Below are 26861 nucleotides of genomic sequence, written 5' to 3' on the forward strand. Positions count from 1 at the left end.
GCTCGAAAATCGTTCAAACTATTCTGATATGACTCCAAATACAGGATATGAACGTGAGTAAAGCAAGATACACTGTTGCCAGTATTGGCGTGGCCCTTGTTATTGGATATTTTTCGGGTAAGAAGTACTCTGATTTCTCTCCCAGAAAAACCGTCAGCGAAGATCTTGCCAGCACCAGCAAGATTGAATTCGAAACTCTCAAATTAAGAGCCTTCCCAAGCCCTGATAAGCTTGAGAAAAAACCTATGAGGTCACTGAAAGAGGCAACGGATTTCATTGCTCCTTATCATGAGCGCCAGGATTTCAAATGGCATCCCAGCTATTCAGTCTCCTCACCTAGCTTTGACTCTAAAAATCGTCCTTACTTCCGTTATAATGATCGCCAACAGACAGTCCCTGTTGCCAATGGCTTTCAAACACTTCGCGATGGCTCGTGGACTCACTTCCCTTTCATGGCAAGTCAGCTGCTTCCGTTCTATGATCAAAAGTCCCAGGATATTATTTTAAATTCCGTTCAAGATATTTTATGGGACCCGAAAATGGCGGTCTTCGACAAATCCGATCGCATGTACACGGTGCTTCGCTTGAAAACCACGGTGTTTAATAAAGATACATCCTATGTGATGATGTATTCCGATGACCAGGGACTGAACTGGGCCGCATTGCCACTGGTAGGAACAAAAGACACGGCTTGTGTTTTCAGAGTCCTCGGCACCAACAACTGTCCCCTTCCACAGCATTACGATTTAGAGCGCCCTTACAATCGTGCGCCTTTAAGTGGACCGCCCGCAATGCTGTACTTCTTAAGCGATGGTAAATTACCGGGCTTTGAGAAAACATATTCCTGGCTCGGAACGGTAGGAAAACTTTATCTTCAACCTGTTTCTAAAAACTCTCAGGGAAAACTGGTCGCTGAAAAACCCGTACTCCTGAGTCTTAGCGCTCAAGAGATCGGCTATCGTAGCGGCTCTTCGCCTAAGATCATTCGTTCTGGTTCAAAATATTTTGTCACGTGGCTGGAAGCTAATCGCGACTTCGTGCCTAAGCTTGATCAAAAGGGCAACCCGATTATTCCTAAACCTGACCAAAGCAACAGACCCTATTCTGAGATCTGGGTTGCGGAATATGACCTAAGAACCAAAAAGGTCACCAAGAAAGCTGTTCTTAAATCATGGCCGGTGAACGACACCCACAACCAACCGGGAATTGTTCGCACGTGGGATGGAAATTTGATCGTCGTATCCGGGGGACATGGTTCTCACTTTACTTCGGCATATTCTTTAAAGCCTGACTCCGTCTCGGAGTGGAGCAAAGAAGAACCCATGAATACGGCTGATACCGGATACAAATCAAACTATAGCTCCCCGCTTTGGACTGGTGGCAGTCAAACCTACATCTCGATGATGATTGGTGCCGATGATACGGTTCACACTGTTTACCGCCAGTGGATGCATGATAAGAACATTTTCGATTTCGAATACTTCGGTGCACTCGTTTATCAAAATGGTAAGTTCGACAGAAAATCAAACTCCTTCCAGTGGAACAAAGCACGAGTGCTGGTGTATCCAAATGCTCCTGAATACACTCACTGGTACCAGGTGATGTCGATGGATCGCAAAGACAATATATATGTGGAGTACAGCAACATGCGACCGTACCCACCCTATCTGGTGAAAGATACTAAGGGACAACCCGAATTTATTTCCCCGTATCTTAACAACGCTCTGATGCGTTCGGAGAACAGTGGGAAGACTTGGTCCCTAGTAAGCGATGATGACCTGAAAAAAGCGCAAACAAAGTAATCAATTAATTTTAGAAAAATCCAGTAGTAAACATTTGAACAAAAGAAAAAATACGATGCTGATTCAGTCTGAGACAGAATCCATCGTATTTTTCTTTCTTATGTTAAGTGTTCGACGGTTCCCTCTTGAAATTCCTAGTGAAAACAGAAGGCCCGTCTCGAGAAAGTACGTTTCATTGACTTCATAAAATGAGAATTGTTGGAAATGTTAACTACTCTTTTTACAGTGTTACTCATGTATACACCGGCGACGATTTTAGGCCCTCTCGGGTTGGCACATCCGATGCAATAGACCCTCGCATAGGGGTTAATATGAAAAAGACAAATGCAATCATCTCGATTCTCTCACTAGCTGCTTTATCCGCATGTGCTCCGCAAGACATGAGTTTTTCACAGTCCACATCCGCATCGTCTACTTCTGATGCAACGGACTCAATTATCCCTTCTCGAGGTTTGTCGCAAAACTTCGATATTAAGGAGAACGCGAACATCGATATCTTGTTCGTTGTCGACAACTCTCCTTCCATGCTTGAAGAACAAGCAAATATGTCTTCTAAAATTAATGGCTTCATGAATCTGGTGTCTGGCTTGAGCTGGCAGGTCGCTTTGACGACGACAGATCCTCGAGTCAATACCGTTGATTCCAGTGGTGCAAACCAACCTTGGGGTGACGGACAATTCCGTCCCATGTTGAACCGCTCGTTCCTTAAAAAAGGCGATACAACGGACACTGCAGCTCAAGCTGCACTTGCTGACGCTATCAAATTGGGTGCGAACGGTAGTGGTGATGAACGCCCTATCAACAACATCTATAGATCCATGGAGCGCTCTGAAAATGCGGCCTTCTTCCGTAAAGATTCCAATTTAGTTGTGATTATTATCTCGGACGAAGACGAGTGCAGTAACGGTAACTGCCCTTCTAGTTCTGCTGATACTAAAAAATCACAACCGTCAAACTTGATCAGCATGGTTCAGACGAAATTCGGTTCTGAAAAAGTTATGATGGTGGACTCTATTGTAAAAGCACCATCCGACTCTTCATGCTCGACGGCTTCATATGCTCCTATCACTTCCTCACTGGCTAATATGACTGGTGGAGTGCTTGGTTCAGTATGTGCTTCGGATTATACTTCCATCTTATCGAATGCTGGTAATGCCGCAGTGTCTTTGGCAAGATCGATTTCTTTAAGCTGTAATCCAATTGACTCTGACAACGATGGTAAAATCGACTTCGTGTTGAAAAACTCATCGGGTGTTGCGATCACGACTGGTTACTCAGTGAGCGGTAAAATTGTTACCTTCACTTCTTCATTGCCAAACGGTTCCTACTCAGCAGACTATCGTTGCGCGATGTAATTGAAAAACTCTTAAAACACGTTTTATTAATAAAACGGATTTTCCCTAAAACCCTTCCCATTCCGGGGAGGGTTTCTTTTTTTTCCCTTTCGTTTTAATTCGGTTCGACCCGCAAGTCTCCTTGGGGAGCCCCCGCATTCCGCGACACGCCATCGTGGCTCAGCCGTGGCCCGCCTTTGGCGGGTGCGCGCATCCATGCGCCCACGGAGGTCGCTGCATGCGGGGGCTCCCCAAGGAGACTTGCTGGTGATTCGGGTTGATACGTTCGCGCAAAAACAAGAGACCCTTTGAGAAGATTTGGCTTCGATCGAGAAACGATTGAATTAACAAAACTGGTTTTTTGGGATTTCAATTTGCTTCACTTTGAGAATGGGGACGTGGGGTGGCTGCCGTTTCTGGGCACGTTCGGCGTATTGGATTGAGATTGGGATTTTAGGAGAAATTTGTAGGGTTTAAGTTGTTGGAATTGTTTGGGTTAATTTGTTGTTTCATTGTGAGTTATGGCATTCATGTTGCTCTTATGTCTTGTGAACAGTGTGCAAGGGGGCTTTATGAATACGATCACTACAATGAAAAAATATTTGATGGTTACGATGTTGGTTGCAGGTGCGGCGCTTATGACGGCGTGTGGATCATCTGGTGCACAATCGACAGATTTGGCTAGCCGTGGTGTTATTTCTTCTGTGTCTGAGTCGGATTCTAAGGCTCTTGCTGTTTGCAACTCTACTTCGGGTACAAATTTGGCGGTTCGTCAAATGGCTTATACGGAAGGTAACTCTTACCGTATGGATCTTGTTTGGTTGAAGCTTACAGCTCTGCCAACTGATTTTGCTTCTGGTACTTCTTATATCGCTTTTTGGAAATGGTTGGCTAATTCAAATGGCTCTACTTATTTGGATTCTTCTGCGGTTCCGGTGGCTCTTTATGATTCTCAAACTAAAAAATTTCTTACGAACTGGGGTACTTCCATCAAATGGACTGATATCTCTGCGATGGCTCTTTCGATGGGCTACTCTTCGCCTACTTCCTTCTTTGGTCGCGTGATTATTCTTGCGAACCTTAAAGATACGAATGGTGAGTATGATGCTTTGAAAGTTTCGGTTTACAACTCTTCGACTAATAAATCCGTGAATGAGATCAATGGACTTCTGCCACTGTTCTCTGCAAACCCAAATGCTTATGCGGTTGAATCATCTGGCGCTGCTCGCGCTGGTGTATTGCAACAGCTTCACCCGTTCTATTCTTACAGAAGCACCGGATACACGACTTCTCAGTTCCAAAGCATGGCACAAAACTTTTGCTTCTAAGTCGGAAGCACTCCGACAGTGTCGGAGTAAATTGAAATCACCCCCAAAAACAGACGCCAACCTGGCCCCCCCCCTAGGTTGGCGTTTTCCTTTTCAGGCGATGTTGGAGTCATCCTGTGGCTGATGGCGCTCAAAGAAATATTCGTAGCTGTTCACCAGAAGAAACGACAAGAAGCAATAGATGGGACCCAAGAGCATCGCAAATGCAATACCGTTGTTATCGGTAAAGTGCCCCACCATCAAATGCATTCCCACTAGCATCATCGAATCCGTTGCCATCATATACGAAACTGCGGAATCAAGATCCGTCGGAAACTTTGTCGATATCCACGTGATCGCCAAAGGATAAAATGGCGCGACCGTGAAACCTGCGATAGGCAAAAACACAGGATGCAAATAGATACCGCCAAAAGTACAAAGGGCCGTCAACACCAAAGAAATCGAAAGCTGAGCACGCAAACTGATCGGAAACTTAATCAAGGCGAACAAAGATCTTCCCGTCAGCATACCGACAAAGAAGTACGTCACATAAAGACTTGAGTGCTCCATATCATAGTTCGCGGTTCTGCGCATGAAGAGAGCTAAACGTGATGAAATCATGATCTCGGCACAAACACAGAAGCTCACCATCAATGCCAAAAACATCTGTGGCTTAAAATTACGGGCTTTGTTGAGTTTATGATTCTCTGGAACGAACTCCGCTTTTTGATGCAAATTTTCGTGGCTGCCGTGGAAGGTATAAATCAACAAAAACAACGGCACGATCGTGATGCTTCCAAATGTCCAGCGCCAGCTCCCCGTCAAATATTCAACAGAGGCTGCAATCAAAGGAGAGCAAAAACTTGCCACCCCATACATCGCATGCAGACCCGATAACAGCTGTTGCTTACGCTCTTCGCTGGAGCCCAAAGAAACCAGGACGTTGGGAATCAGTCCTACAATCCCCAAACTCATACCGAAAAAAAGCGAGAACACCAGGAACACATAAAAATGAGGTGCTGTTGCCAGCCCCACCAAAGAGATGATTAAGGCAATCGCCCCGCCCCTTAACACTGTTAAGCGGTCAAAACGTCGCAGCAAATGTCTGGCAAGATAGCTTGAAAGAAAGCCAGAGATGGAACTTAAAGCGAACATCCATGATCCCATGGAGTCGTTCACTGCAAATTCTTTCATAATCTCGGGGAATAAAGGTCCTCGCACATTATCGCTCAGACCAAACACGAATAAACTAATATAGGACAGGATGATATAAGGCCAAATCATTGGTTAGTGCGAAGACTCCTGGCTTACTTCTTCAGCCTGTAAGTTTTCACCTTGGCGATAGCGATCGACCAAAGCTTCATCGTTTGTCGGGAATGAGAATAACAACGAGTGAACATTGGTTTCTTCATCTTCTTGAGTGACAGCAACATAAACCAAATCTTTAGTTTCATGATCCGGGAATTCTTTAATAAAGCTCACCAGAACGTGACCTTCAGTATCAGTTTTTCTCCAGATTTCATCGGCGGATTCAATGGTTTCTTCACGAAGCTCCGCAAACTCTTGAAACTTATCCTGAGGGATGTCTTTGTCCGTGCGCACTTTCATCATCGCCTGATAAAGACCCACCGCCAAAGGATCGCCCTCTAGCATCGCATCGCCCTCAATCGCGCCTTCAGAAGCTTCAGCATAACCACGGTCATAGACCATCTCTTGCTTTTGATACTGATGCCAAACATGGGAGTCGCGGGTTGGGAAATGCATGAACACGAAGGTTGGGTATTCTTCCTCTTCCGCCATATAACCAATAGCGATGTACTTAAAGGCCGTCGCCCCCTCTTCGAACTCACGGATAAAATAATAAACCGCGTAATCATCGGAAGCCGAGTTATCCATCCAAACTTCATCTGGATCATCCAATGTGGACTCCAAATAATTTTCGCGGGACATTTGATCTTCGTCAGAGAAGTCATCAGGAGTCCGATAAGATTGATACTCATCCTGAAACTTTTTAATCATCGTTTCAAAATAGCCATACAGATCTTGTTCGGTTTCAAAGATCAGACCGGCTTTTTCATCAACGACAATGTACTCTTTTTCAGTGATAGATTTGGCTTTTACAGGACGAGTTTTTGCTTTGGCCATCGTGGCTCCTTATTGCCTATTATTGAGAGAAATCTTGCCTCGCAACAACAGGAAAAAAATCTGACACGACAAGGCCCGTCATGACCTCGTTTTTTTCCCCTTGCAACTCTTAGATTTCTTCCTCACCATCGAAAATATGTTGAGCTGTAAATTATGGTCCTATCAAGGCGCAAGGAGGCGATCTTGGCTAATTTAGAAGAAACTAGTCTTGAACGTATGGAGGCTCTTCTCTCTCATTCTGCGATGGGGGTTCACGTGTTGTTTGATAACACGACCATCGCGAATGTTCTTAAAGAAGTCACAGACGACAAAGACTTCTACAGCTTCGACAAAATGAAAAAGGTCCAAGACGTGATGACGGAACTCATTGCGAAAAAAACCTATTTCGAGAAAATGGCGTACTTGCAAGCCTTGGACTCAGAAAGCTACCAGATGCTTGTCAGAGCGTATTTTCATATTGTTGAAAATACAGTTCGCGCCAATCACGAACACTCCCACTAAAATCCGTTTCACAAAAACGGATTTTTTTTAGCTCCGCACCGACGGAGCTGCATTGCTTTTGCTTAAAGCCATAGCAACCTCCTCACATCTGACACATTCCCAAGGGAAAGTGTTTAATACCTTTCCACTTTTCAAAACATTTCTGGCGATTTTTGAGATCTTCAAATTTCTGTCGATTTCTTAGAGTCCTAATTCGACATCGAGATCGAAAAATAATGCAACGCGGAATTCCGATGCTATTCTATCGTTATGAAACTAAGTACCACGACGGCTCTTAAGTTAAATTCGCCGCACTTGCAGGATGCACGAACGGCGAAAGCCATGCGCATTGGATGCGTTACCTGCGAAATTCCCATTCCATAATGTTTTCCCACCGCAAAGCCGATAAGGGGTATTGTGAAATATCGACGTCTCTTATCGGCTTTCTTTATTTTCTTAAGCCCGGTTCTCAGTCACGCTGAGTACCGCGTTTTCGTTTTAAAGATCAGCAAGCGCGCCCCTGCGGGAGCTGCCGCAAACGCTTCCGCCGAGGGCGACCAAGGCTTTCGTCTGGTCGAAAGCACCCTGGACCACGTTCAATATCGTTATTTCTATCCCGTCGCTGCCGACGAAGAAGTGACTTACATCGATACCTGGCGTTGTTATGGCAGGACTGGTGGAATGACTCCCCACTGCCCCAACCCGAAAGGCCAGATTCCCTCTTCAGACAGTCCAGCACCTTAATCGAATTGCCTCTTTTTGATACACTAGTAGATATGTCATCTATCGACAATTCTACGCGTAAATCTCAACAAGCCGAGCTGAATGAACTTCAGACGGAATTCAATCGTAAGAAAAAACAGATCAGCAAAGAAAATGAAGATCAGTTAGAAGAGCTGCGCGGCCATTACGCTGAAAAAAAAGAAAATGTGCGTGAAAGCAATGAAGCTGCGATCAATCACATCCGTCAGCGCCAAAGAGAAATGGTCGATGATTCTGTCGAGCAACGTCAGAAGCTTACGGAAAATTACAACTCGCGCACTGCGAACCTGCAAAAGTCCTACGATGAAAAATTGAACGAGACCCGCGACAAACGCCAGCAACAGCTAGCGATTGTTCAAGAGGACTCGGGTAAAAAAATCAAAGAAACCCAAGACTATGCGCAAAATCAGATCGGTGCGATTCGCGAAAAATCTGCGACCGACGTGCAAAACGCCAAAGAACGCTACAACAAGGACATGAAAGAGATCAGTTCGTTTGCCGATAAACGACTTGAGAATCAACGCGCTTCCAATGAAAAAGCCATCAACAATGAAGTTGAGCGTGGCAAAAACGTTCAGGAAAATCTGCGCGTAAAGCAAGAAAAAGAATTCGCAGAAGTTCGCGAGCGTGGTGAAGGCAAAATCGCTGCTCAACAACAGATTCAAGAAAAGAAGCTAGCTCGTTCTGATGCGGATGCCGAAAAACGCTATGAAAAAAATCAGCAGCAATGGGACAGCAAAGAAAAAAATCTGAACTCCCAGTATAGCCAACGGGTTATGCAGAATAAAAAAGCTTACGAAAAAGAGCTTAAAAATCAGCACGACCACTTCCAAAGTACATACGTTAAAAACAATGCCGCCAACCGCGAGTCTTTAAGCATCCAAGAAGAAATGTATGCCAAGGAACTAGCTGCTACCCGTGCGGAATTCGTGAAGGAAGCTGGCAAATACCAGGCAAAAGAAAACGATCCTTTTTATAAAGTCGAAAACCGTGGCAGCGTTCTTCAGGAGTCCTCAAACTTTTATGTTCTAAGAGCATTCGTACCTGAACATGAAAAAGATGCTGTGCGCGTGAACATTCAAAAAGACAAAGCCATCGTCGCTGGTCAGCGTGCATTTAAAGATAAAGTTGAAGACGAATCCAAAGCCGTGAGCTCCAGCAGTTTTCAAACTTTCCGTGAAGAATTTAATTTCGACAAACCCATTATCGCCGAAGGCATGACCCGAGAACGCGATGGCGACTTCGTGGTTTATACGATCCCAAAAGGTTCAGCCACCGGCTTTAGCCGCAAAGCCTAATTCAACACACGCAGAACAAAAGAAATAAAAAAAGGGACCGGATGGTCCCTTATGACAGCTCGAACTTAGGCACTTGGCAAGGATTCAGAAGATCTTCAAGAAAGTAAGCCGCTAACTGATGACGTCCCTCTACGGATGCTTTCTTGTATAGAATCAATGCTTGTTGTCTGACGGTAGTCTCTGATGTTCCGCGAGTTTGAGCAATAGCTCGCAGACTGAGACCCTTAAGCAGCAACAGACCGATGTCACCTTCGGTTTTCGTAAGACCCCACTTTTGGAACTGGCGTTGAACGATAGGATGAATTCCGCCAGTCGGGATACATACGTGTGCACATGTTGACTTAATCATATCCTGCATGGAGTTCTCCTCTGAAGAACATCAAATGCGAAAATTTCTTATATGTCATCTAACATGTGTTTGAATGTAATGAAAAACTTGTAAGTATTTTGTCAGGCTCAATTAAACGGCGTTTAGGCCTTCAAAAGATAACGCACTTCGCGCATAACGAAACTAAATCTTGTTTGTATATCGTAAAGCATTTCGAGATTAGCGTGCAATTGAGTAATTGCATCGACTTCTTGAACAGGCTTATCAGAAAGTTCGTGGTAACTCGTGTGTGCAACGGGCTCAGAAGATACAAAAGAGTCCATGAATGATTCAGTAACTGCGTTTTCTTCAACTTTTACTGTCTCATTTTTATTTACTACTCTCATCGTGAACTCCTGATTCTGCGCACCTTTGGAGGCGCCGACATAAAATTCTATTTCTAAAAAAAGACTTCTCAACTTAAATAAACTTACATAAAACTTTTACAAGCTGAGTCACTAGTACTCGCACTTCAGATCCACTGTATCCTGGGAGGCAAGTTCCGTACGGTCGTCCCCGTTTTTCAGGTAAGTCGCCATCACAGAGGCACCTTGATCATTATGTTTGAGTCCCAAAACATGCCCCATTTCATGAAGCACCAAAGCCTCAATGTTCACGGCAGAGTTGGATTTGCCCTGGTTCCAATAGAACGTAAATTTAGTATTCACGCGAATATCTGTTTCTTTGATCTGGTCACCATTCCACAAAACAGTTGTCCGTGCTTGCTCTGAAAGCTTGTCGTTTTCCCAGGTATCCATGAAATAGATCACGTTTTTACCGTCTTGAATGGGCTTGTTGGGACCCGTGATGCGAGGAGATGTGACGATATTAAATAGTCTGCGACCGGAGTTGCGCTCCCACGTTTGGGCAGCACTGACGATGGCTGCCACGTATTGTTCTGGAACAGACTCGTGAAGGTACATCGTCACGGGCACATCGGCCTTCCACGACACGCGCTCACCATAGGCATTCTGAACAAAACCACAGCTGTCCTGAGATTTCGGCGCACAGGCTTCTAGGGTCAAAGCCATAACAACTAGCGATGCAACGCCAATCCACTTCCACATGAGCGAGTCCTCCTGTCGTTACCTATTACAAAGAAAGGACCACCCTGTTCCATCCCCGGGACAGAACTAACCCACTGAAATTCCACACTTTTTAAATAATTACGTTTTCTGGCATTCGGCGCATGAGACGGTCACTCCGCTGTTAACGCCACAGTCACCCCACCAAAACTCAACTAAGTATCTGTATTTATTGCTATTTTAGGTGTCTAAGTTTTTGCCACCCTCCCGCCGCAAATGGGGAGTTTTAAAACCAATATATTGAGGTTTGAGCCCAATCTTGGTAAAAATGAGCATTCTGAAAGGCAAACTATGATGAAACTGACTGTGATCCCTGGTGATGGTATTGGTCCCGAAATTATGACCCAAGTAATCCGTGTTCTAAAACACGTGCATGCCCCCTTCGAATATGAAGAGCATCAAGCCGGTGAGATCGCCCTGGCAAAACTTGGCGACCTTCTTCCTCAAAACACAGTTGATTCCATCAACAAAACTCGCCTGGCAATCAAAGGCCCAACGACAACTCCGGTGGGTGGTGGTCACAAATCTATCAACGTTACGATGAGACAGAAATTCGATCTTTACGCCAACGTACGCCCTGTTCGCTCTCTTCCGGGAGTTCAGTGCGTTTGTTCTGACGTAAATTTGACGATTGTGCGCGAAAACACCGAAGACCTTTATGCTGGTATCGAGCGCATGGTTGATGAAAATACGGCCGAGTCTATCAAACGTATCACTCGTCGTGGATCTGAAAGAATCGCTCGCTATGCTTATGACTTGGCTCAAAAAACAGGTCGCAAACAAGTCGCCATCGTGCACAAAGCAAACATCATGAAAATGTCTGATGGTTTGTTCCTTAAAGTCGCGCAAGAAGTTGGCTGGCAGTATCCAAATATCGCAACGAAAGACGTTATCGTAGATAACGCCTGTATGCAGCTGGTAACTCGCCCGCAACAATTCGACGTGATCGTTACCGAAAACTTGTACGGTGATATCTTATCTGATTTGTGCGCAGGCCTTGTCGGTGGCTTAGGTGTTGTACCGGGCGCAAACATCGGTGAAAAAGCTGCGATCTTTGAAGCTGTTCACGGCTCTGCTCCTGATATCGCAGGCCAAAACAAAGCCAACCCAACAGCGCTTTTGCAATCTGCAGTGATGATGCTTCAACACATTGGTGAGCACGGCAAGGCAGACTCTATCATGAAAGCTTTGATTGCAGCATTGTCTGATATCAACGCTCGTACAGGTGACCTGGGTGGTAAAGGGACAACTCAGTCCTTTACTGATGCAATCATTCAAAAACTGTAGTCGCCCCCTACTCCAACGAAGTTGGAGTGCAGACCAGCCCAACGAAGTTGGAGTGCAGACCAGCCCAACGAAGTTGGAGTGCAGACCAGCCCAACGAAGTTGGAGTGCAGACCAGCCCGACGAAGTTGGAGTGCAGACCAGCCCGACGAAGTCGGAGCGTAAACCAGCCAGCCTCTTAAGGAAAAACTTAAGAGGCCTTTTTTTTTACTTAACACTTGGACTAAACATCCTTAGCATTAAGGCATGAAAAAATCGATTTTACTTCTGTGCGTGTGCTCCCTGCTCTCTGCCTGTGCGACCAACCAAAAAAGTCGCTTGGCGACCACTCTTGCCGGCGTGGGTGTCGGCGCCGTGATTGGGGCATCAACAGCTCCCGAAGATGAGAGAGCCGAGCTTCATGCCATGTACTGGGGCGGTATCGTCGGTGTTGTCGCAGCGGTAGCCGCGAATTTCTATTTCAATGATAAAAATGATATGGATATGGTTCGTCTTGAAAATGAAAAGATGAAAGCACAACTGGATTTCTTTCAAAGCGGAACTGCCACTTTGCTAAAAGAAACCAAAGGCGCAGCGGATAAAAAGTACTTCCAAAGCGGCAAAGCTAAAATCAAGCTCTACAAAATTGATCAGTGGGTTGATGAAGGTCCCAACAAAAAATATCATCGCGACCAGATGATTGAAATCCTGCCTCTTGAAAAGAACGACTGATGAAAAAAAATCTTTGGCAGATCTTATTTGCAGCGAGCTTTTTATGGGCCTCCGTCGTGAGTGTTCTTTACTGGCAATTAAGATCAAACCCAAGGGTGATTGCGATCACGACAGACATGTCGGGGGCCGATAAAGATCGCCCCCAAAATTTTCAGCTGAGCGAGATGGAAAAAGTCACTTTCATGCGCCAATATCTGGATCGCTATTTTACCTATGACTCTAATAACTTCTGGCAATCCCAGACGTCTTTGACTTTTTTGATGTCGCAAAGTTTGCGTGAAAAGCGCATCCAAGAAGTACAGCGCCTGCGTGATAAGATTCAAAGCAAGTCTTTGAACCAACGCAGTCTTTTGCTGTCACTCACCAATAAAGGCGGCAATCAGTACCGCGCCCTGCTCTCTTTGCAAATCAGTGAACAACAGGGGAAAGTTAATCAACTTTACGTGGCTGTGGATTTGGCAATTGAAGACACAGAACGAACTCTGGAAAATCCTTGGGGTTTACTCATTACGAAAATGGAAATCCCTCAGACGTCACCCGAGGCGATGCTAATTTCCGGAACTCTGGGTATTCGTGAGAAGGCTCCCCTGGTCATTACATTTCCATGTGCTATCGAAAATGTCGAAGCCGTCCCCGAGTCTGTTCTCGAAACTAAAATCACCACTCTGAACGTGTCTGAAATTCAACTGACAGCTGCCAAAAAATTGGAAGCCCCCGTGGCAATGACAGCTTACTGCAAAGACCGCGAATATCATTTCAATGTTTCATCTACAGATAAGGAATCAGATCTTTTTAGAGCCTTTACTGTGGACTTGGCTATGGCCAGAAAAAAAGACCCGGCAGGTGCCGGGCAAAAGAAAAAAGATATCTACGATAAGACTATCGAAAATGTTTTAGGAATTAAAATCGAAAACTAAGAGATTTTTGCCGTCGTGTGTGCTGTGATTTTTGGAATGATCATGATCACTTGAGTGCCCACTCCCACACGAGAACGAAGTTGCAAATCACCACCGACGGCTTGCAAAGCTTTGCGGGCATCAAAAAGTCCCAGGCCATTGCCATTTTCTTTACCGAAGCTTTTTCCTTCTTCCATTAATTGCGGAAGAATATCTTCAGGAATACCACTGCCGTTGTCCATGATTTGTAAAAGCCAGTTTTGATCGCGATCTAGCAGGGAAATACTCACACTCGCTTCAGATTCCGGAGCCGCCTCAACCGAATTATTCAAAATATTTCCCAAAACTCGCAACAACTTGATTTCATCCAAAGGCACAATCAACTTTTCAGCCTTCACATGTTGATGCCACGTGAACTCGATATTTGGATAAGAAAATCTAAATTCTTTTAAAATACGGTCTGCGACCTGTATCACGTCAGCACCCTGCACCGTTTTCTTGGCATTGGCGGACTGGGCCACAGATTGATCTTCTTGTTTCATAGCACGGCCACGTTGCAAAAGATCTTCGGCGATTCCGCGAATACGCCCCACGGCAAGTCCCAGAAGTTCTTTCTTTTCATGACTCATTTCGTGAGAAAGTTGAGTTAAAGTCGTGAGCGCCATCAAAGGTCCACGAATATCGTGCGCCACCTGGCGGGAAATTTCAGAGATTTCTTTATTGCGATCCAGTTCTGATTGCAGCTTTTGCTCTTGCAGACGATTTAAAAGTTCACGTCTTGAACCAAAGGAAACGAAAACCAAACCTAAAAAGATACCAATCAAAAAGATCGGCGAAGACACTGTTTTTAAGGCCAAATCCGCACTCGAATAACAAACTTGCACTTGCCCCGCGGGCAGCGAGAACAAAGTGATTGGAATATCATTTTCAAATGAACACATGCCATCACGTGGTTTCACAGAAACCTGTGCGACCGAGCTATGAACTTCTTTAAGTTGCCCCAGGATTTTATCCAGCAAAGTGGAATCTTGCTTTACCAGCAAAGACTTTGCAATGTCCTCTTCCCAGATCGCAAAATACTGGGCAACCGCACCTTGCGCACGGCGAACCTCAACCACGAAGCTAAGAACAGAGATCGCCAGGATGGCCGCCATAAATGCCGACATCCAGGGCCAAGAGCTGCGTTTAATAAGGTTTAAGGATGGTTTTATCATACCCCTAAACAAAGCAAAGACTGCTCCACCCCGTCGCCCACCACCGCGAATTTGGACGCCAAAACTATCAACAAGTGACATTTATCGAATGACGCCTCAAAACGAGTTGTCTCATACTGAGACTAAAAAAAAGGGAGCTACTTGAGCTCCCTTTTTTTTTAGTTCATCGATTCACGATGTAACAAATTTTTTAGATCCTGCACTTCTTCGAGCGAAACGTCGTACGGTTTGCCGCACACTTGGCAAGTCACGTGGACTTCTTCTTTTTTATCCAGCATATCTTGAAGTTCTGCCTCCCCCATCGCTTCCAGCGCGCGGATCACGCGAGCCTTCGTGCATGGGCAAGAGTATTCAACAGTATAGTTATGCTCAACTTCTTCGTAAGGAATGCCTTCCATGAAGGGAGCTACCAGGTCGACACAAGTCGCACCTTCGTTCAACATTTTTGAGATGTTTGGTTTTTTCGATTCGTAATTAGAAATGATTTTTTCAACCATGTCTTCTTCCACACCTGGCATCACTTCAATCATGACTCCACCTGCAGATTGGACTTTTCCGTTTTGATCCAGGTACACGCCCAAAGAAACCAAAGAACGAATTTGATGGGATTGGTGTAAATAGTGAGCGATGTCGTCGCCGATTTCACTGCTCACCAGTTCCACAGTTCCCTGGAAGGGTTGTTTTTGGAAGGGTTGGTGGCGAGCCACTGTCAAAAGACCGATACCGATCGCTTTTTTTAGGCTCAAGCCATTGTCGTAATTTTCAGGTTGGTAGTGTGGATTTGGTGTGTAACCACGCACATGACCTTCATAGCTTGCCTCTGCATAGACGCTGCTCAAAGGACCATTCCCACGGAACAAAAGACCGACCTGTTGCCCATCCTTCAAGTGTGATGCCATCAACAAGGCTCCCACCATACCGCGGCCAACTGCTACTGTCGCCAAAGGATAGGTATCTTGTAGATCCTGCATGTGTCGAACAACTTCCGTTGCATTGACTGCAGCGATACGCACTGTCAGATCTTTGGAGACAAAGCGGTGAACACGTTCTTTACCCATGACAAACTCCCAAAATAGATAGAAAATAACAGCCGAAACTAACAAAGCGTCACTATAAATTCAAGCTTCAATAGCAGAGCCGTATTATGAAGATTTATATCTTTCGCCACGCCCAAAAAGCCATGGATTTCTCTGGAGATCCCGACCTGACTCCCGAGGGCCATGGTCAGGCGTCGACTCTTTTGGATTTAGTACTTAAAAATGAAATGCCAAAACCCACTCAGCTTTGGGTTTCCCCACGAAAACGGACTCACAGCACCTTTCGTCCTCTGTCAGAACAACTTAAGTTGCCCTTGGTAGACCAGGAAGCTCTTTTGGAACAACAAGGCGATGAGTCCTTGCAGATCTTTCGTCGACGCATTTCCAACCTTTTGGAAAAAGCCACGGAAGCGGAAAATGATGTGATTTACATGTGCTCGCACTATGACTGGGTTATTGAAGCCATGGCGGTCATCCCCAGCGAAACGGATTTGTCAGACGACCGCTTTAGCCACTGGATACCTTGTCAGTGCGTGGGTTTTGAAATTTCCAAAGACGGAATGTTTAAATTTCTTGAACTGAAAAAGGTTTCCACATGATTCAAAATATCTGGGCCATCGGGCGCAACTATGTCGAACACGCGAAAGAATTGGGTAATGAGGTTCCAACGGAGCCATTAGTATTTTTGAAAGCTGGCAGCTGTGCGACCATAGCTCACTCGGAAATACATCTGCCGAAATGGGCGACGGATGTTCATCACGAAGTGGAGATCGCTTTGCAATTTGATGAAAACTTGCAGATCTCCGCAGCCTGTGTGGCTTTGGATTTAACCGAACGCACCTTACAATCGAAGCTAAAAGCCAAAGGCCAACCTTGGACCTTGGCAAAAAGTTTTACTGAAGCTTGTCCGATTTCAAATTTCTTCCCCGTGGGAGATTTGGATGAGCTTCGGAAAATCGACATCAAACTGATGGTCAACGGCGAGCTTCGCCAAAACGGCAATACGTCACTTATGATTTTCTCCTATGAAGAGCAAATAGACTATGTGCGTCAATACTTCCCTGTTGTGGCCGGAGACCTGCTTTTAACTGGAACCCCCGCAGGAGTTGGGCCCGTGAAACCTGGCGATGTCTTGGTGGCGGAAATTGTGGGGAAAATCACTCACAAATGGACCGTTAAATAGCGCGCGCCCGCTCCATCTAATTTCCTTGAAAATCTAAGCCTGTAGAGCGAATATTCCACGCAATCATATTGAAGAATTGCGGGCCCTTTTCGCTCGCACACAAAGGCTTAGTTATGAACGATATCCAATCGAAGATCGTCACTCGTGGCGAAGAGATCATGAAACGTATGGAAGGCCAATCCAAGGCTTCCATCTTCTCCAAAGATTTCTGGTACGGCTCCATCATGGAATGGAGTATGAAAAATGAAAAATTCAAAACCAACATGTTCCGTTTCGTGGACGTGCTTCCTTCTATCAACTCGGGCGACGAAGTGGCTCGCCACTTGAAGGAATACTTCGCTGAAGACGGCGGAAAACTTCCTCCCGTATTCAACGTGGGTCTTGGATTGGGCTCGTTGGCTCCGGGCTTGATGGCCGGCGCGATTAAGAAGAACGTTGTCGGCATGGCGCAAATGTTCATCACAGGTGAAAACCCAGATGATGCTTTGCCGGTACTGAAAAAAGCGCGCAAAAACAAAATGACTTTCACAGTCGACATTTTGGGCGAAGCGATCTTGTCTGAAAAAGAAGCGCAAGAATATTCAAACAAATGCATTGAGCTTATCGAGTGGCTCGCAAAAGACGCTGAAAAATGGGATGAAGTTCCTCAAATCGATCGCGATCATGAAGGTGCAATTCCAAAAGTGAACGTGTCTGTGAAAATGACGGCACTGTACTCGCAAATCAAAGACTCGGCTTGGGATGAATCTAAAAAAATCCTAAAAGATCGCATGCGCCCTATTTTCCGTCTGGGTATGCAAAAAGGTGTCTTCATCAATTTGGATATGGAGCAATACTCCGTTAAGCACCTGACGTTGGAAGCGTACACAGAGCTTATCAATGAAGACGAATTCAAAAACTACAAATTCTTTGGAATCGTGATCCAGGCATATCTGCGTGATTCTTTCGAAGACGTCAAAATGCTGACGGACTTCGCAAAAAAACGTGGCACTCCATTCTGGGTCCGCCTGGTTAAGGGCGCCTACTGGGATTACGAAACAATCGAAGCGGAACAGCGTGGCTGGCCGGTTCCGGTCTACACCAACAAAGCTGAATCTGATGCGAACTATGAAGTGTGCGCAAAATACTTCCTGGAAAACATCAAATACATCCGCCCGGCTTTTGCGTCTCACAACGTAAGAACAATCGCCGCTTGTATGATTTACGCTGAGCAATTAAATATTCCTAAAGACGCTTTGGAATTCCAAATGCTCTACGGAATGGCCGAGCCGATCAAAAAAACCATCGTAGAGATGGGCTACCGTATGCGTGAATACGCTCCGGTGGGAGAATTGATTCCAGGTATGGCGTATCTCGTTCGCCGCTTGCTTGAGAACTCTTCGAATGAATCATGGTTGCGTGGAAAATTCGCTGATAACAAAACCACCGCGGAACTTTTGAAAGATCCTGCAAGTGGTTTGACTCCAACTTCCGCGACTCTCCCGAAAAAGCCAGGCAAGTTCTACAACGAACCGCTTTTGGATTTCGCTGTCAAAGCGGACCGCGAGAAAATGGAAAAATCCATCGCGACTTTGCGTGCTTCCCTTCCCGTCAACGTACCTGTGATGATCAACAACAAAGAACAAACATCTGCAAAGATCTTTGATCGTGTGAACCCTTCTGAAAGTTCGCAAGTTGTCGGTAAAATCCACATGGCCACAATCGAGCAAGCAGAACAAGCCATGCAAGCCGCCCAAACCGCTTACAAAACTTGGAAGAATGTTCCTGCGGAACAACGTGCCGCTTTGGTTGATAAACTTGCGGACCTCATGCAACGTGATCGTTTTAAATTGATTGCGGAACAAGTTTTGGAAGTTGGTAAACCATGGGCGGAAGCTGATGGGGACGTGGGCGAAGCGATCGACTTCTGTCGATACTACGCACGCGACATGCGCAACCTTCAAAAACCACTTCGCGTGGGTGGCTTGCCAGGCGAACTTTCTCATTACATCTATAAATCACGTGGTGTGACGGCAGTCATCGCTCCCTGGAACTTCCCGCTAGCTATCATGGCTGGCATGGTGACGGCTGCGGCTGTGACAGGAAATACTGTGGTGATGAAACCCGCAGAGCAATCTTCAGTGGTTGCTTGGGGTTTGATGAAAATGATCGTTGAGGCTGGCTTCCCCGCAGGTGTTGTGAACTTCCTTCCAGGCTTGGGTGAAGAAGTGGGCGAATACATCGTGAACCATAAATTCACGACGACGATCGCCTTTACTGGTTCAAAAGCTGTGGGTCTACACATTTTGAACAGAGCTTCGATGGTGCAATCCGGCCAACAGCACGTCAAGAGATGCATTATCGAAATGGGCGGTAAGAACGCTGTCATCATCGATAACGATGCGGACCTTGATGAAGCAGTCGACGGAGTTCTTTACTCGGCGTTTGGATTCTCGGGACAAAAATGTTCAGCTGCCAGCCGCGTGATCGTACTTGAAGAAGTTTATGATCGTTTCACAGAACGCCTGGTTGAAGCCGCCCGCTCTATCGAGGTGAAATCTGCTGAAAATCCAAAAGCCTACATGGGCCCCGTTGTGGACCAAGAAGCTTACGAGCGCATCATGCACACCATCGCTGAAGGCGAAAAAACGAATAAGCTTTTGTTCAAAGGTGTGGCACCGAACAATGGCTTCTATGTTCCCCCGACAATCTTCGGCGACGTTCCAGGCGATGCGAAACTAGCACAGCAGGAAATCTTTGGACCCGTTGTCGCGGTAATCAAAGCGAAAAATTTGGATCAAGCGATCGAAATCGCTAACAGCACAGAGTACGCTCTGACAGGTGGCATGTTCTCCAGATCCCCTGCGAACATCGCTCGCGTGAAAGAAGAGTTCGAAGTCGGCAACTTGTACATCAACCGCGGTATCACCGGTGCCATGGTTGATCGTCACCCATTCGGCGGCTTTAAAATGTCTGGTATCGGCTCTAAAACCGGTGGCCCTGACTATATCAAACAATACATGGAACCTGCTGCTGTAACAGAAAATACGCTTCGTCGTGGTTTTGCTCCAGCTGAAGGCGAATAGGCACGCCCCATTTGTTACGGGGCGTACCCCTTCTGAAAAAAGCCGATCCTAACCGATCGGCTTTTTTTATTAATGAAGTAATTGAGTTGAAACGACATTCAAAGATTCATGAATTTCTTCAGGTGTCGCGTCTCGAGCTTCCAAAGCTTCGATTTCAAATATCAGATCCTGTCCCGCTAAGGGATGATTGCCATCCAGGCTGACCATGCCGTCATGAAACTGCAAAACTATATAGTTACGAATAGTTCCACTTTTGCCAACGATGGAAATAGGTTGGCCGACACGCAAATTCTTAGGCAATTTCATTTTTGGAAATAAAATAACTTTTTTAGGGTCATAGAAACCATAAGCTTCTTCAGCGGAAACAGCGATCGTTCTTTTTTCGCCTTTTTTCAGATTCTGAAGTCCCTTGGAAAGCCCCATTAAGATGGAGTCCGTGTGTGCGACAGAGGTCAAAACCTCGCGATTGAAAGTAGAGCTGATGAGTTGACCTGTTTTATTCTTAAGCAGGCAGTTGAAAGAGATAACCTGTACATTCATGCGGATCCCTTCTGAAAAAAGAAAAACCGGCCCCTAAAGGGCCGGTTAAATCAAATTGAATTGTATTTGTCTTAGTAAGAACGGCGAGAGTTGTAACCCCCACGAGATCCACCACCACCCGTGCGTGGCTCTTGCGGTTTCGCTTCGTTCACAGTCACAGCGCGACCGTCCAACTGAGCACCGTTGAAGCGTTTGATAGACTCAGCTGCTTCTTCAGAAGTGGACATCTCAACAAAAGCAAAACCTTTGCTGCGACCTGTTTCGCGATCCATGATTACTTTTGCAGATTCAACGTTTCCGCACTCAGCGAAAGCATCAGCCAATGACTGATCAGTTGCAGAATAGGGAAGATTACCGACATATAGTTTTTTACTCATTTATTACCTCCTAAAGGCTTGAGCGCTACTTTGGAGGGAATGAACAGAATTGAACATGGACTCGAAATTAGCAGTAACTAAGCGCACCCTAACACGCATCCCAAAATCCACCTAAGTTTAATATTTGCCAAATCGAAGGTGCTCTCCCTCAGGGAGATCGATACTGACGACTTTGAGATCGTCGGAGAACCAGATAGCCAAAACCCATGAGCTGTCCTCTTCCTGCTGACGCACTCCGCGCTGGCACTTTATCTTGTAAGCCAATTAAACGCTAAATGCCCCCCCACCCGGGCCCCTGCCAATTTTCAGTACACTCGGGCAAAAGGTTCAGACCCGCCCCCACCCTCTTTACGAACCAATACAGATACCTTAAAACGGTGTATTCCATTGGAAAGAGGACCTCTTTTATGAAGCACCTTTTACTTTTAGCTTTTGCCATGATTCTGGGATCCCAAGCCCGGGCTTCGGTGTCAGTAGACGAGTTCGTGGACAGCTACGTAGCGCAAATGAACCGTCGCCTGGTATTTACCAATCAGGATCGAATCGCCGTTCAAAAAAGACCGTACTGCACAGGCCTAAGTAACACTCAGGTTCAAACCATTAAAAATATCGTTCGTGAAAATTCTGAACAAACCACAGAAGAGTTTTTGACGAAACTGTCGGATGAGCTTAAATGCTACCCGATCGCTTTCCCACAGCTTAAGCGCGAAGGCTGGGGTATCCTGACGAATACAAAAGCTTTTTGGATGGATATTGAATTGGTTCGCGCAACCCTAAGAGATCTCACTCACCGCCCTATTGATGGCAAAGAAAAGCTCTTAGACAGCATCACTTTGCACGAGGTTAAATAATGAAAAAGCTTATCCTAATCACGACACTTTTGATCGGTTTCCAAGTTCACGCGTCTGTCACTCCGAAAGAGTTTAAAGCGGATCTAGTGACTGAAATGAATCGCTTAGCCAAAATCATCAATAAGAAAAGAGTCGGTTCCAACTGGCAATACTGCACGAAGTTCACGCCAAGACAGCTGCAACTTATTGAGAACATCATCAAAGAATCACCGGAAATTTCCGTTGAAGACTTCAGCAACAAGCTGGCTCAAAAACTTAATTGTTTTAGAACGGAAGCCAACAAAGACGACAGCATCGACTTTTCTAAATCATTTTTTGGCTTCGCTATTCATACTCCAACCTACATTAAGGACTATGAGCTGATTTCCGAAGCCCTGCTGTGGCTGAATGACGGCCAAAAGCCCCATAAGGACACGCCAGTCCTTGATTCCTACGGAAACTGGCACTTGGGACAAGCAAACTAACCAATAAAAAACCCGCTGTAAAAAGCGGGTTTTTTATTTTTAAATCCTAAGGGTTTTAAAGGCCCTATTCGCCGCTGGAGCGATAGGTTTTGTGAAGCTGGCAAGCACCCGCTTTCGTATTCAAAATATCAACACGGACCGTGCGGTTTAGCGGAAGCTCGATATCCTCATCAGTCGCTCCCTTATAAAGGAATACTGTTACTGTGTAGGTCTCCTTAACATCCCCGTTTGCCAACTCTATAGCATCGTCTGTTGTTGGACGGTCTGCCTTGAATTTATACAAGGAGACGTTTTTATCGGCCTTAACGATCTCCCCGATCATCTGAGTCAAAGCGTGACCTGCTGCTTCATTTTTGCAATTTATGCCTGCCGCCATAGCTTCAGAACCGATACCAAACAATACCAAACCGATTGCCAAAAGTCTCATTGGACTGATCCTCCACAATGTTTCGTTGAGCAGAAATACCCACTGTGAGGCCTGGGGTCACCTTTCAAAAGATTAAGCCTGAGGAATAGCGTTCCCTCAAAGAGGACGTGAGAAGGATATTCGTGGAATGGTTGAGCTTAAAAAGAAAAAGGCCGGAACATTAGTTCCGGCCTTTATAATCTCGTATAAAAATAGAGGTGAGCACATCATGCACCCGAGTACCTTCCTTGGTATCACCCCTCCCGTAGAAATAATTAGACATTGTTGTGGTACACATTGCAAGCGTGTTATGCCACTTTTTTTAAGATTTTTTAAGGCCGCACATTGACCCCTCTTTTTTCAGCCATCTCACTATTCAAAAACCCTCCCTGGAACTCTTGAAGTAAAACTTTACTCGCAGCTTCCTAAAATCAAATCATTCAATAGTCTTTCCAACAACTTAGTTGCCACGCTTGAAGTACTTTAATATACCATCGTTCATGCAAAGATCGCTTTTCGAGGACCCCAGATTGCAATCGACTCAAGCCCACGGCGGCACGCTGTTTAAAAAAGCGCGTTATCGTTGCCGTCGACCTTTGAGCACCACAAAACCACTTCACGTGGTTCTGCGATCAAGCCAAGCCAAGGGTTCACTCAGTTTTCGAAAGTTTAAAAACTGGAAGCAGGTCGAATATCTGTGCCGACAATTCGCCCGAAAATATAAAATTAAAATCGAAGCCTTCGCGAACGGCGGCAATCACCTGCACCTCACCCTCCGGCTGCACAGCAAGGACAGCTACACCCCATTCATCAGATCCCTGACCGGAGCTATCGCGCTTAAATTTACCGGCGCAAACAGACATCAAAAGAACGCACAAAAATTCTGGGACTTCCGCCCCTTCACCGCCGTGCTCGAAAAAGCCAAGCAAGTACTGAAAAATTATGTATCGCTGGATTTACTAAGAGATCTGCAAGTCATCCCCAGAATCGGGATCCTAACCCACCAAGAATGGCCCCCGCCGCCCCAATAAAAAAAGCCCACCTTTTGGGTGAGCTTCTTTATTTTTAAGTCCATTCAGAACTAGAAGTCGTGAATTGAGTCCACTAGAGTTGGATAGTCTACGAACGGGTTTCTGTTGTACTGAGCTTCGAAGATCTTGTTATTGCGATCTAGCTCTTCATCGTCTGGCGGATTTTCGCGGTTCCATTTGCGAAGAATGGCTTCTTCATCTGGTGGAATCGGCAGATCGTAGCGAAGAGAGAAATAAAACAGGGCGCGTGCCACGTGACCTTTGTGACTTTGAGGTGGTTCGAAAATCTCGTCACGGTCGCCATCACCGATACCAAAGCGGGATGCTTTACATTTCAAGGTCTGCGTGTCGGATTTCACTTCACCAAACCATTGGTTGCCACGGATCGAGTTCAATTGAGAATCCGTCGGGAACAAATGGTGAAGGTCAGATTTTTGCGTGTCTTTATCGAAACGTCGGCTGAACAAGCTTTGAGGCCATGTGTGCTCTACGTTCACCACAGTGTTGTCAGGGATGGAACCTGGAGCCGGCGCACCTCTGCTGCGGAAATCTGCGCGAGTTTTATAGTTATCGCAGTAAAAGTCTTTAACTGAATAAGTGTGAGAGTTTTGATCGTAAGCCAAATAGAATTTGCCCATCAACCAAACGCGTGCGCCGTTATACCCGATTTTCGTGTGCGCGTAGCAGCCCTTAGCCGCTTGGCAATCAGAAACGATCATATCGTAGTCACCATCTTGAGGGATGTGATAGCTGCGCAGGACTGATTTAATTCTGTAGATGAGATCTGCATCGGTTTTACCAGATGCCAGGTCTTGATAGAACTCAACTCCATAATATGGAATCGCTTGGGACGTTTGAGCCGCATAAGCAGCGCCAACGAAAAACAATGTGGAAAACACAATCACTGACTTAATGAGCTGGGTTAGCTTCATTCGGGTCCACCATTCGGTAAAGGGGGTGATTTTTCAGCCTCTGTCGCTGACCACTTTTGCTGGATCAGTGCACATATGTCAATGGGGCTATAAGAAATTCCCGGTCAGGGTTGTGTTAAGGAAGAGCCCCTTGAAAGGACTCCTTGTCGATAGGCAAAGCCACCTAAGATACCGAAAAGACTGCCGCCCAAATGGGCCGCGTAAGCCACCCCCGTTCCTAAACCTTCCGGAGCTGACCAAAGATTAGCCAGATCAGTAATTAAAAAGAGAGGGATAATCAAAAGGGTCGGTAAAAAAATCGCACCATAATGCTCTGGCAAAGGCGAGATAAAGTACACATAACGAACACGAGCCTTGGCCTGAGCCACACAGTAAAACGCCAGCAGCGCACTCACAGAGGCACTGGCCCCCACCATCGGAACAACCCCTTGCCCTTGAGACAGCAAGAAGCCCAAGCCACCTGCAAAGCCCCCAATCAGATACACCACCAAAAGCGCAGCACTTCCTGCCAAGCCTTCAACCGCAGCTCCCATCACTACCAGGAACAGCAAGTTAGAAAACAAGTGCATCCAATTGGAATGCGAAAATTGATAGGTCACCCACGACAGAGGACCTTTTTCAACAGAGCTTAAACCAAAGCGAAATAGCAGCTGCTTTTTATAATCGGTGCGGAATTTTTTAAAGTCTTCTTTCCAAGTTGCGATCTGCACTTGATCACCTTTGTAATTGCGAAGCTCCCCGTCCTTTAGAAACTGGGAGTCGCGAAGGGCATAGGCCCCTAAAATCGCCAGCTGTTCGCTGCTAGAAGTACTTACCTGCTGCACCCACTGCGGAGTTTCAGCCAAGGTTTCTGGAGGCAGATTTTGCAGGTGTTGATAATAAAGACGGCCCGTCAGGGTCATCCCTTCTAAATCAAAAAGGCGATTGTTGGAAAGGTCACTACCTGCGCCACTAAAGATCAAAATAAAAATGAACACATTCAACGCCGCAAGAGTGAGCGTTAAAGGAAAGCGCTGAAACTGTCTAAGGTCTTCAGGACAAGGTACGATCATTGAACACCGTATTTTTCCTTAAAGTCCTCAAGCCAAAGTTTCCCACCATGAACACTCGCAGGAACACGACCGCCCTTTTTATGCCCCATGGATTTTTGCAAAGCCCAGATCGAACGGACATACTTTTTATCCATGGCCTGTCTTAAAGCGGTCACAGATTGCAGTTCCTCGATCAACTCAAGACTGCCTTCGAAATCGCGTTGATTATAACGCTGATCCGCTTCCAAAACCTGGGTGACCCAAAGTTTTTCAGAAGCATCCGTCAGTTGCACGTCTTCGGGATGATCCAGATATTGCGCCAACACACAGCCCGTGGAGGTTCTTTCTTCACAAACTTTCTTAAGATAATCCACACGGTCCGCACCTTCACTCAGCAAGAATTTGGCAAAGTAGGCCATCGTCTGCGAGTTTACCGGATCTCCCCATAATGAAAGTTCAGCTTCTTTGTGCAAGCAATCTGCAGAAATCTCTTTCAGCAAAAACAAAGACAAAGCAGCATCCAGACGTTGTGGTCCCATGAGTTCTTTATCTTTGATTTCTTTGCAAGCGGCATCACTGCTGCCAGCGGCCACTTGATACTCACCTGCTGTCAATCCGTGATAACTCTTCATTAGGCCCAAAAAACCGACCAAGGCGAACATTGCAAAACTTAACTGCATCCACGAGGTGATCAAACGCTGCTCATGCGGTGCGGGACCACGATCATGTCGGCTCTTCAAAGTGATCACCATGGTATCAGAAGCCTTTTCATGGAAGGCACGACGCAAGGGATGAGCGGCAATTCCTAAAAATGGAATTGCGAGGAGCGCAAAGGAAGCACACCACAGTACCGAGCGCACCAGGCACTGAGAAAATGTCAGACGCGTTTGTTGTTGTGGATACGACACCACACGCATTTGCAAAAAGAACTGACCGGGAGTCGCTTGAATTAAATATAGAAAAGCTGCCTGCAACAAAATCACAGCAACTGCAGACACCGCCATGATCAATAACGCCGCCACAATCCCTTCTTCAGAACGGGAGTTCAGCAGAAAGAAAGTTTTTGCCTGACGAACCAGGCCCGACACCAAAAGACTGATGACTGGTGAAAAGATCAAAAAATCCAGAACGAAGGCAAGGAAACGATCCATAACAAATGCGATCGCAGGCTCCTGCTTGAACTGTTTGGAATTATTGATTTCTGGAGCCGATAGATCTGGAAATAGCATACAGAACGTATCGGCCTGGGACAGAAAGGA

Annotated in this window: 28 protein-coding genes; 15 read left to right on the forward strand and 13 right to left on the reverse strand. The window is 45.9% G+C overall.

From position 1 onward, the window contains the following. The first annotated feature begins 53 nt into the window (after positions 1 to 53). From HW988_RS13010 to HW988_RS13020, 3 genes are all read left to right on the forward strand, one after another. Positions 54 to 1802 (forward strand): hypothetical protein, encoded by a 1749-nt coding sequence (locus tag HW988_RS13010; protein WP_181604675.1) that lies wholly within the window; start codon positions 54 to 56, stop codon positions 1800 to 1802. A gap of 311 nt (positions 1803 to 2113) precedes the next feature. Then, positions 2114 to 3157: a hypothetical protein gene (locus HW988_RS13015; protein WP_181604676.1), complete on the forward strand. Its 1044-nt coding sequence runs from the start codon at positions 2114 to 2116 to the stop codon at positions 3155 to 3157. A gap of 551 nt (positions 3158 to 3708) precedes the next feature. After that, positions 3709 to 4464 (forward strand): hypothetical protein, encoded by a 756-nt coding sequence (locus HW988_RS13020; RefSeq protein ID WP_255490011.1) that lies wholly within the window; start codon positions 3709 to 3711, stop codon positions 4462 to 4464. A gap of 93 nt (positions 4465 to 4557) precedes the next feature. Here the strand turns inward: HW988_RS13020 and HW988_RS13025 are convergent, their stop codons facing one another. Beyond that, the gene (locus HW988_RS13025) at positions 4558 to 5727 is read right to left on the reverse strand and encodes a sugar MFS transporter (protein WP_181604677.1); all 1170 of its coding nucleotides are present in this window, start codon (positions 5725 to 5727) and stop codon (positions 4558 to 4560) included. A gap of 3 nt (positions 5728 to 5730) precedes the next feature. Beyond that, entirely contained in the window at positions 5731 to 6588 is an 858-nt protein-coding gene (locus HW988_RS13030; protein ID WP_181604678.1) for a PBECR2 nuclease fold domain-containing protein, read from the reverse strand. 183 nt (positions 6589 to 6771) lie between these two features. Here HW988_RS13030 and HW988_RS13035 point away from each other — a divergent pair, with 183 nt between their 5' ends. The 3 genes from HW988_RS13035 to HW988_RS13045 all read left to right on the forward strand — a co-directional run bounded on the left by HW988_RS13035 (position 6772) and on the right by HW988_RS13045 (position 9128). Then, positions 6772 to 7089 (forward strand): hypothetical protein, encoded by a 318-nt coding sequence (locus tag HW988_RS13035; protein ID WP_246845652.1) that lies wholly within the window; start codon positions 6772 to 6774, stop codon positions 7087 to 7089. Between the two features lie 396 nt (positions 7090 to 7485). Then, the gene (locus HW988_RS13040) at positions 7486 to 7812 is read left to right on the forward strand and encodes a hypothetical protein (RefSeq protein ID WP_181604679.1); all 327 of its coding nucleotides are present in this window, start codon (positions 7486 to 7488) and stop codon (positions 7810 to 7812) included. Between the two features lie 32 nt (positions 7813 to 7844). Beyond that, positions 7845 to 9128, forward strand: coding sequence for a hypothetical protein (locus HW988_RS13045; protein WP_181604680.1), 1284 nt, complete (start codon positions 7845 to 7847; stop codon positions 9126 to 9128). Between the two features lie 49 nt (positions 9129 to 9177). Here HW988_RS13045 and HW988_RS13050 read toward each other — a convergent pair whose 3' ends face one another. The 3 genes from HW988_RS13050 to HW988_RS13060 form a co-directional block, all read right to left on the reverse strand. Continuing rightward, entirely contained in the window at positions 9178 to 9477 is a 300-nt protein-coding gene (locus tag HW988_RS13050; protein ID WP_255490012.1) for a helix-turn-helix transcriptional regulator, read from the reverse strand. Positions 9478 to 9599: 122 nt separating this feature from the next. Beyond that, the gene (locus HW988_RS13055; protein WP_181604681.1) at positions 9600 to 9842 is read right to left on the reverse strand and encodes a hypothetical protein; all 243 of its coding nucleotides are present in this window, start codon (positions 9840 to 9842) and stop codon (positions 9600 to 9602) included. 111 nt (positions 9843 to 9953) lie between these two features. Then, entirely contained in the window at positions 9954 to 10562 is a 609-nt protein-coding gene (locus HW988_RS13060) for a matrixin family metalloprotease (protein WP_142700952.1), read from the reverse strand. A gap of 309 nt (positions 10563 to 10871) precedes the next feature. Between HW988_RS13060 and HW988_RS13065 the strand changes: the two genes are divergently transcribed. The 3 genes from HW988_RS13065 to HW988_RS13075 all read left to right on the forward strand — a co-directional run bounded on the left by HW988_RS13065 (position 10872) and on the right by HW988_RS13075 (position 13492). Continuing rightward, entirely contained in the window at positions 10872 to 11867 is a 996-nt protein-coding gene (locus HW988_RS13065; protein WP_181604682.1) for an isocitrate/isopropylmalate dehydrogenase family protein, read from the forward strand. A gap of 243 nt (positions 11868 to 12110) precedes the next feature. Further along, positions 12111 to 12575, forward strand: a complete 465-nt coding sequence (locus HW988_RS13070) for a hypothetical protein (protein ID WP_181604683.1) — start codon at positions 12111 to 12113, stop codon at positions 12573 to 12575. After that, complete coding sequence (locus tag HW988_RS13075; RefSeq protein WP_181604684.1) at positions 12575 to 13492, forward strand: hypothetical protein; 918 nt, start codon at positions 12575 to 12577, stop codon at positions 13490 to 13492. The genes HW988_RS13070 and HW988_RS13075 overlap by 1 nt, the downstream gene beginning before the upstream one ends. Here the strand turns inward: HW988_RS13075 and HW988_RS13080 are convergent. Then, positions 13489 to 14685, reverse strand: coding sequence for a HAMP domain-containing sensor histidine kinase (locus HW988_RS13080; protein WP_181604685.1), 1197 nt, complete (start codon positions 14683 to 14685; stop codon positions 13489 to 13491). The genes HW988_RS13075 and HW988_RS13080 overlap by 4 nt on opposite strands. A gap of 158 nt (positions 14686 to 14843) precedes the next feature. After that, a complete protein-coding gene (locus HW988_RS13085; protein WP_181604686.1) occupies positions 14844 to 15743 on the reverse strand; it encodes an Hsp33 family molecular chaperone HslO in 900 nt (299 codons plus the stop codon). An 86-nt stretch (positions 15744 to 15829) separates the two neighbouring features. Here HW988_RS13085 and HW988_RS13090 point away from each other — a divergent pair, with 86 nt between their 5' ends. The 3 genes from HW988_RS13090 to pruA all read left to right on the forward strand — a co-directional run bounded on the left by HW988_RS13090 (position 15830) and on the right by pruA (position 19970). Beyond that, positions 15830 to 16321, forward strand: a complete 492-nt coding sequence (locus HW988_RS13090; protein WP_181604687.1) for a phosphoglycerate mutase family protein — start codon at positions 15830 to 15832, stop codon at positions 16319 to 16321. Next, positions 16318 to 16905: a fumarylacetoacetate hydrolase family protein gene (locus HW988_RS13095; protein WP_181604688.1), complete on the forward strand. Its 588-nt coding sequence runs from the start codon at positions 16318 to 16320 to the stop codon at positions 16903 to 16905. Before HW988_RS13090 ends, HW988_RS13095 begins: the two co-directional genes overlap by 4 nt. A gap of 113 nt (positions 16906 to 17018) precedes the next feature. Next, complete coding sequence (gene pruA, locus HW988_RS13100; RefSeq protein WP_181604689.1) at positions 17019 to 19970, forward strand: L-glutamate gamma-semialdehyde dehydrogenase; 2952 nt, start codon at positions 17019 to 17021, stop codon at positions 19968 to 19970. Positions 19971 to 20039: 69 nt separating this feature from the next. On the opposite strand, the gene HW988_RS13105 is transcribed toward pruA, so the two are convergent. Both HW988_RS13105 and HW988_RS13110 read right to left on the reverse strand, forming a co-directional pair. Next, positions 20040 to 20510, reverse strand: coding sequence for a peptidylprolyl isomerase (locus tag HW988_RS13105; RefSeq protein ID WP_181604690.1), 471 nt, complete (start codon positions 20508 to 20510; stop codon positions 20040 to 20042). Positions 20511 to 20581: 71 nt separating this feature from the next. Continuing rightward, complete coding sequence (locus HW988_RS13110; RefSeq protein ID WP_181604691.1) at positions 20582 to 20887, reverse strand: RNA-binding protein; 306 nt, start codon at positions 20885 to 20887, stop codon at positions 20582 to 20584. 407 nt (positions 20888 to 21294) lie between these two features. Between HW988_RS13110 and HW988_RS13115 the strand changes: the two genes are divergently transcribed. Together HW988_RS13115 and HW988_RS13120 are read left to right on the forward strand one after the other, a co-directional pair. Beyond that, positions 21295 to 21738: a hypothetical protein gene (locus HW988_RS13115; protein WP_181604692.1), complete on the forward strand. Its 444-nt coding sequence runs from the start codon at positions 21295 to 21297 to the stop codon at positions 21736 to 21738. After that, a complete protein-coding gene (locus tag HW988_RS13120; RefSeq protein WP_181604693.1) occupies positions 21738 to 22202 on the forward strand; it encodes a hypothetical protein in 465 nt (154 codons plus the stop codon). Before HW988_RS13115 ends, HW988_RS13120 begins: the two co-directional genes overlap by 1 nt. A 64-nt stretch (positions 22203 to 22266) precedes the next feature. On the opposite strand, the gene HW988_RS13125 is transcribed toward HW988_RS13120, so the two are convergent. After that, a complete protein-coding gene (locus HW988_RS13125) occupies positions 22267 to 22629 on the reverse strand; it encodes a hypothetical protein (protein WP_181604694.1) in 363 nt (120 codons plus the stop codon). A gap of 509 nt (positions 22630 to 23138) precedes the next feature. Between HW988_RS13125 and HW988_RS13130 the strand changes: the two genes are divergently transcribed. Then, entirely contained in the window at positions 23139 to 23639 is a 501-nt protein-coding gene (locus HW988_RS13130; RefSeq protein ID WP_220128738.1) for a transposase, read from the forward strand. A 50-nt stretch (positions 23640 to 23689) separates the two neighbouring features. Here the strand turns inward: HW988_RS13130 and HW988_RS13135 are convergent, their stop codons facing one another. The 3 genes from HW988_RS13135 to HW988_RS13145 form a co-directional block, all read right to left on the reverse strand. Then, positions 23690 to 24571: an endonuclease I family protein gene (locus tag HW988_RS13135; RefSeq protein WP_181604696.1), complete on the reverse strand. Its 882-nt coding sequence runs from the start codon at positions 24569 to 24571 to the stop codon at positions 23690 to 23692. Between the two features lie 104 nt (positions 24572 to 24675). Continuing rightward, on the reverse strand, positions 24676 to 25548 hold the full coding sequence (locus tag HW988_RS13140; RefSeq protein WP_255490013.1) for a rhomboid family intramembrane serine protease: 873 nt from the start codon (positions 25546 to 25548) through the stop codon (positions 24676 to 24678). 71 nt (positions 25549 to 25619) lie between these two features. After that, the gene (locus HW988_RS13145; RefSeq protein WP_181604698.1) at positions 25620 to 26831 is read right to left on the reverse strand and encodes an RDD family protein; all 1212 of its coding nucleotides are present in this window, start codon (positions 26829 to 26831) and stop codon (positions 25620 to 25622) included. Positions 26832 to 26861: the final 30 nt, after the last annotated feature.

Source organism: Bdellovibrio sp. KM01 (assembly GCF_013752535.1).
Taxonomy (GTDB): Bacteria; Bdellovibrionota; Bdellovibrionia; order Bdellovibrionales; family Bdellovibrionaceae; genus Bdellovibrio.

Bases quoted from the DNA above. Each gene is read 5' to 3' on its own strand.
- HW988_RS13070 (WP_181604683.1), top strand. From the start codon at position 12,111: ATGAAAAAATCGATTTTACTTCTGTGCGTGTGCTCCCTGCTCTCTGCC.
- HW988_RS13020 (WP_255490011.1), top strand. From the start codon at position 3,709: ATGAATACGATCACTACAATGAAAAAATATTTGATGGTTACGATGTTG.
- HW988_RS13115 (WP_181604692.1), top strand. From the start codon at position 21,295: ATGAAGCACCTTTTACTTTTAGCTTTTGCCATGATTCTGGGATCCCAA.
- HW988_RS13065 (WP_181604682.1), top strand. From the start codon at position 10,872: ATGATGAAACTGACTGTGATCCCTGGTGATGGTATTGGTCCCGAAATT.
- HW988_RS13025 (WP_181604677.1), bottom strand. From the start codon at position 5,727: ATGATTTGGCCTTATATCATCCTGTCCTATATTAGTTTATTCGTGTTT.
- HW988_RS13105 (WP_181604690.1), bottom strand. From the start codon at position 20,510: ATGAATGTACAGGTTATCTCTTTCAACTGCCTGCTTAAGAATAAAACA.
- HW988_RS13045 (WP_181604680.1), top strand. From the start codon at position 7,845: ATGTCATCTATCGACAATTCTACGCGTAAATCTCAACAAGCCGAGCTG.
- HW988_RS13145 (WP_181604698.1), bottom strand. From the start codon at position 26,831: ATGCTATTTCCAGATCTATCGGCTCCAGAAATCAATAATTCCAAACAG.
- pruA (WP_181604689.1), top strand. From the start codon at position 17,019: ATGAACGATATCCAATCGAAGATCGTCACTCGTGGCGAAGAGATCATG.
- HW988_RS13055 (WP_181604681.1), bottom strand. From the start codon at position 9,842: ATGAGAGTAGTAAATAAAAATGAGACAGTAAAAGTTGAAGAAAACGCA.
- HW988_RS13125 (WP_181604694.1), bottom strand. From the start codon at position 22,629: ATGAGACTTTTGGCAATCGGTTTGGTATTGTTTGGTATCGGTTCTGAA.
- HW988_RS13120 (WP_181604693.1), top strand. From the start codon at position 21,738: ATGAAAAAGCTTATCCTAATCACGACACTTTTGATCGGTTTCCAAGTT.
- HW988_RS13095 (WP_181604688.1), top strand. From the start codon at position 16,318: ATGATTCAAAATATCTGGGCCATCGGGCGCAACTATGTCGAACACGCG.
- HW988_RS13075 (WP_181604684.1), top strand. From the start codon at position 12,575: ATGAAAAAAAATCTTTGGCAGATCTTATTTGCAGCGAGCTTTTTATGG.
- HW988_RS13030 (WP_181604678.1), bottom strand. From the start codon at position 6,588: ATGGCCAAAGCAAAAACTCGTCCTGTAAAAGCCAAATCTATCACTGAA.
- HW988_RS13090 (WP_181604687.1), top strand. From the start codon at position 15,830: ATGAAGATTTATATCTTTCGCCACGCCCAAAAAGCCATGGATTTCTCT.
- HW988_RS13060 (WP_142700952.1), bottom strand. From the start codon at position 10,562: ATGTGGAAGTGGATTGGCGTTGCATCGCTAGTTGTTATGGCTTTGACC.
- HW988_RS13110 (WP_181604691.1), bottom strand. From the start codon at position 20,887: ATGAGTAAAAAACTATATGTCGGTAATCTTCCCTATTCTGCAACTGAT.
- HW988_RS13015 (WP_181604676.1), top strand. From the start codon at position 2,114: ATGAAAAAGACAAATGCAATCATCTCGATTCTCTCACTAGCTGCTTTA.
- HW988_RS13050 (WP_255490012.1), bottom strand. From the start codon at position 9,477: ATGATTAAGTCAACATGTGCACACGTATGTATCCCGACTGGCGGAATT.
- HW988_RS13080 (WP_181604685.1), bottom strand. From the start codon at position 14,685: ATGATAAAACCATCCTTAAACCTTATTAAACGCAGCTCTTGGCCCTGG.
- HW988_RS13135 (WP_181604696.1), bottom strand. From the start codon at position 24,571: ATGAAGCTAACCCAGCTCATTAAGTCAGTGATTGTGTTTTCCACATTG.
- HW988_RS13085 (WP_181604686.1), bottom strand. From the start codon at position 15,743: ATGGGTAAAGAACGTGTTCACCGCTTTGTCTCCAAAGATCTGACAGTG.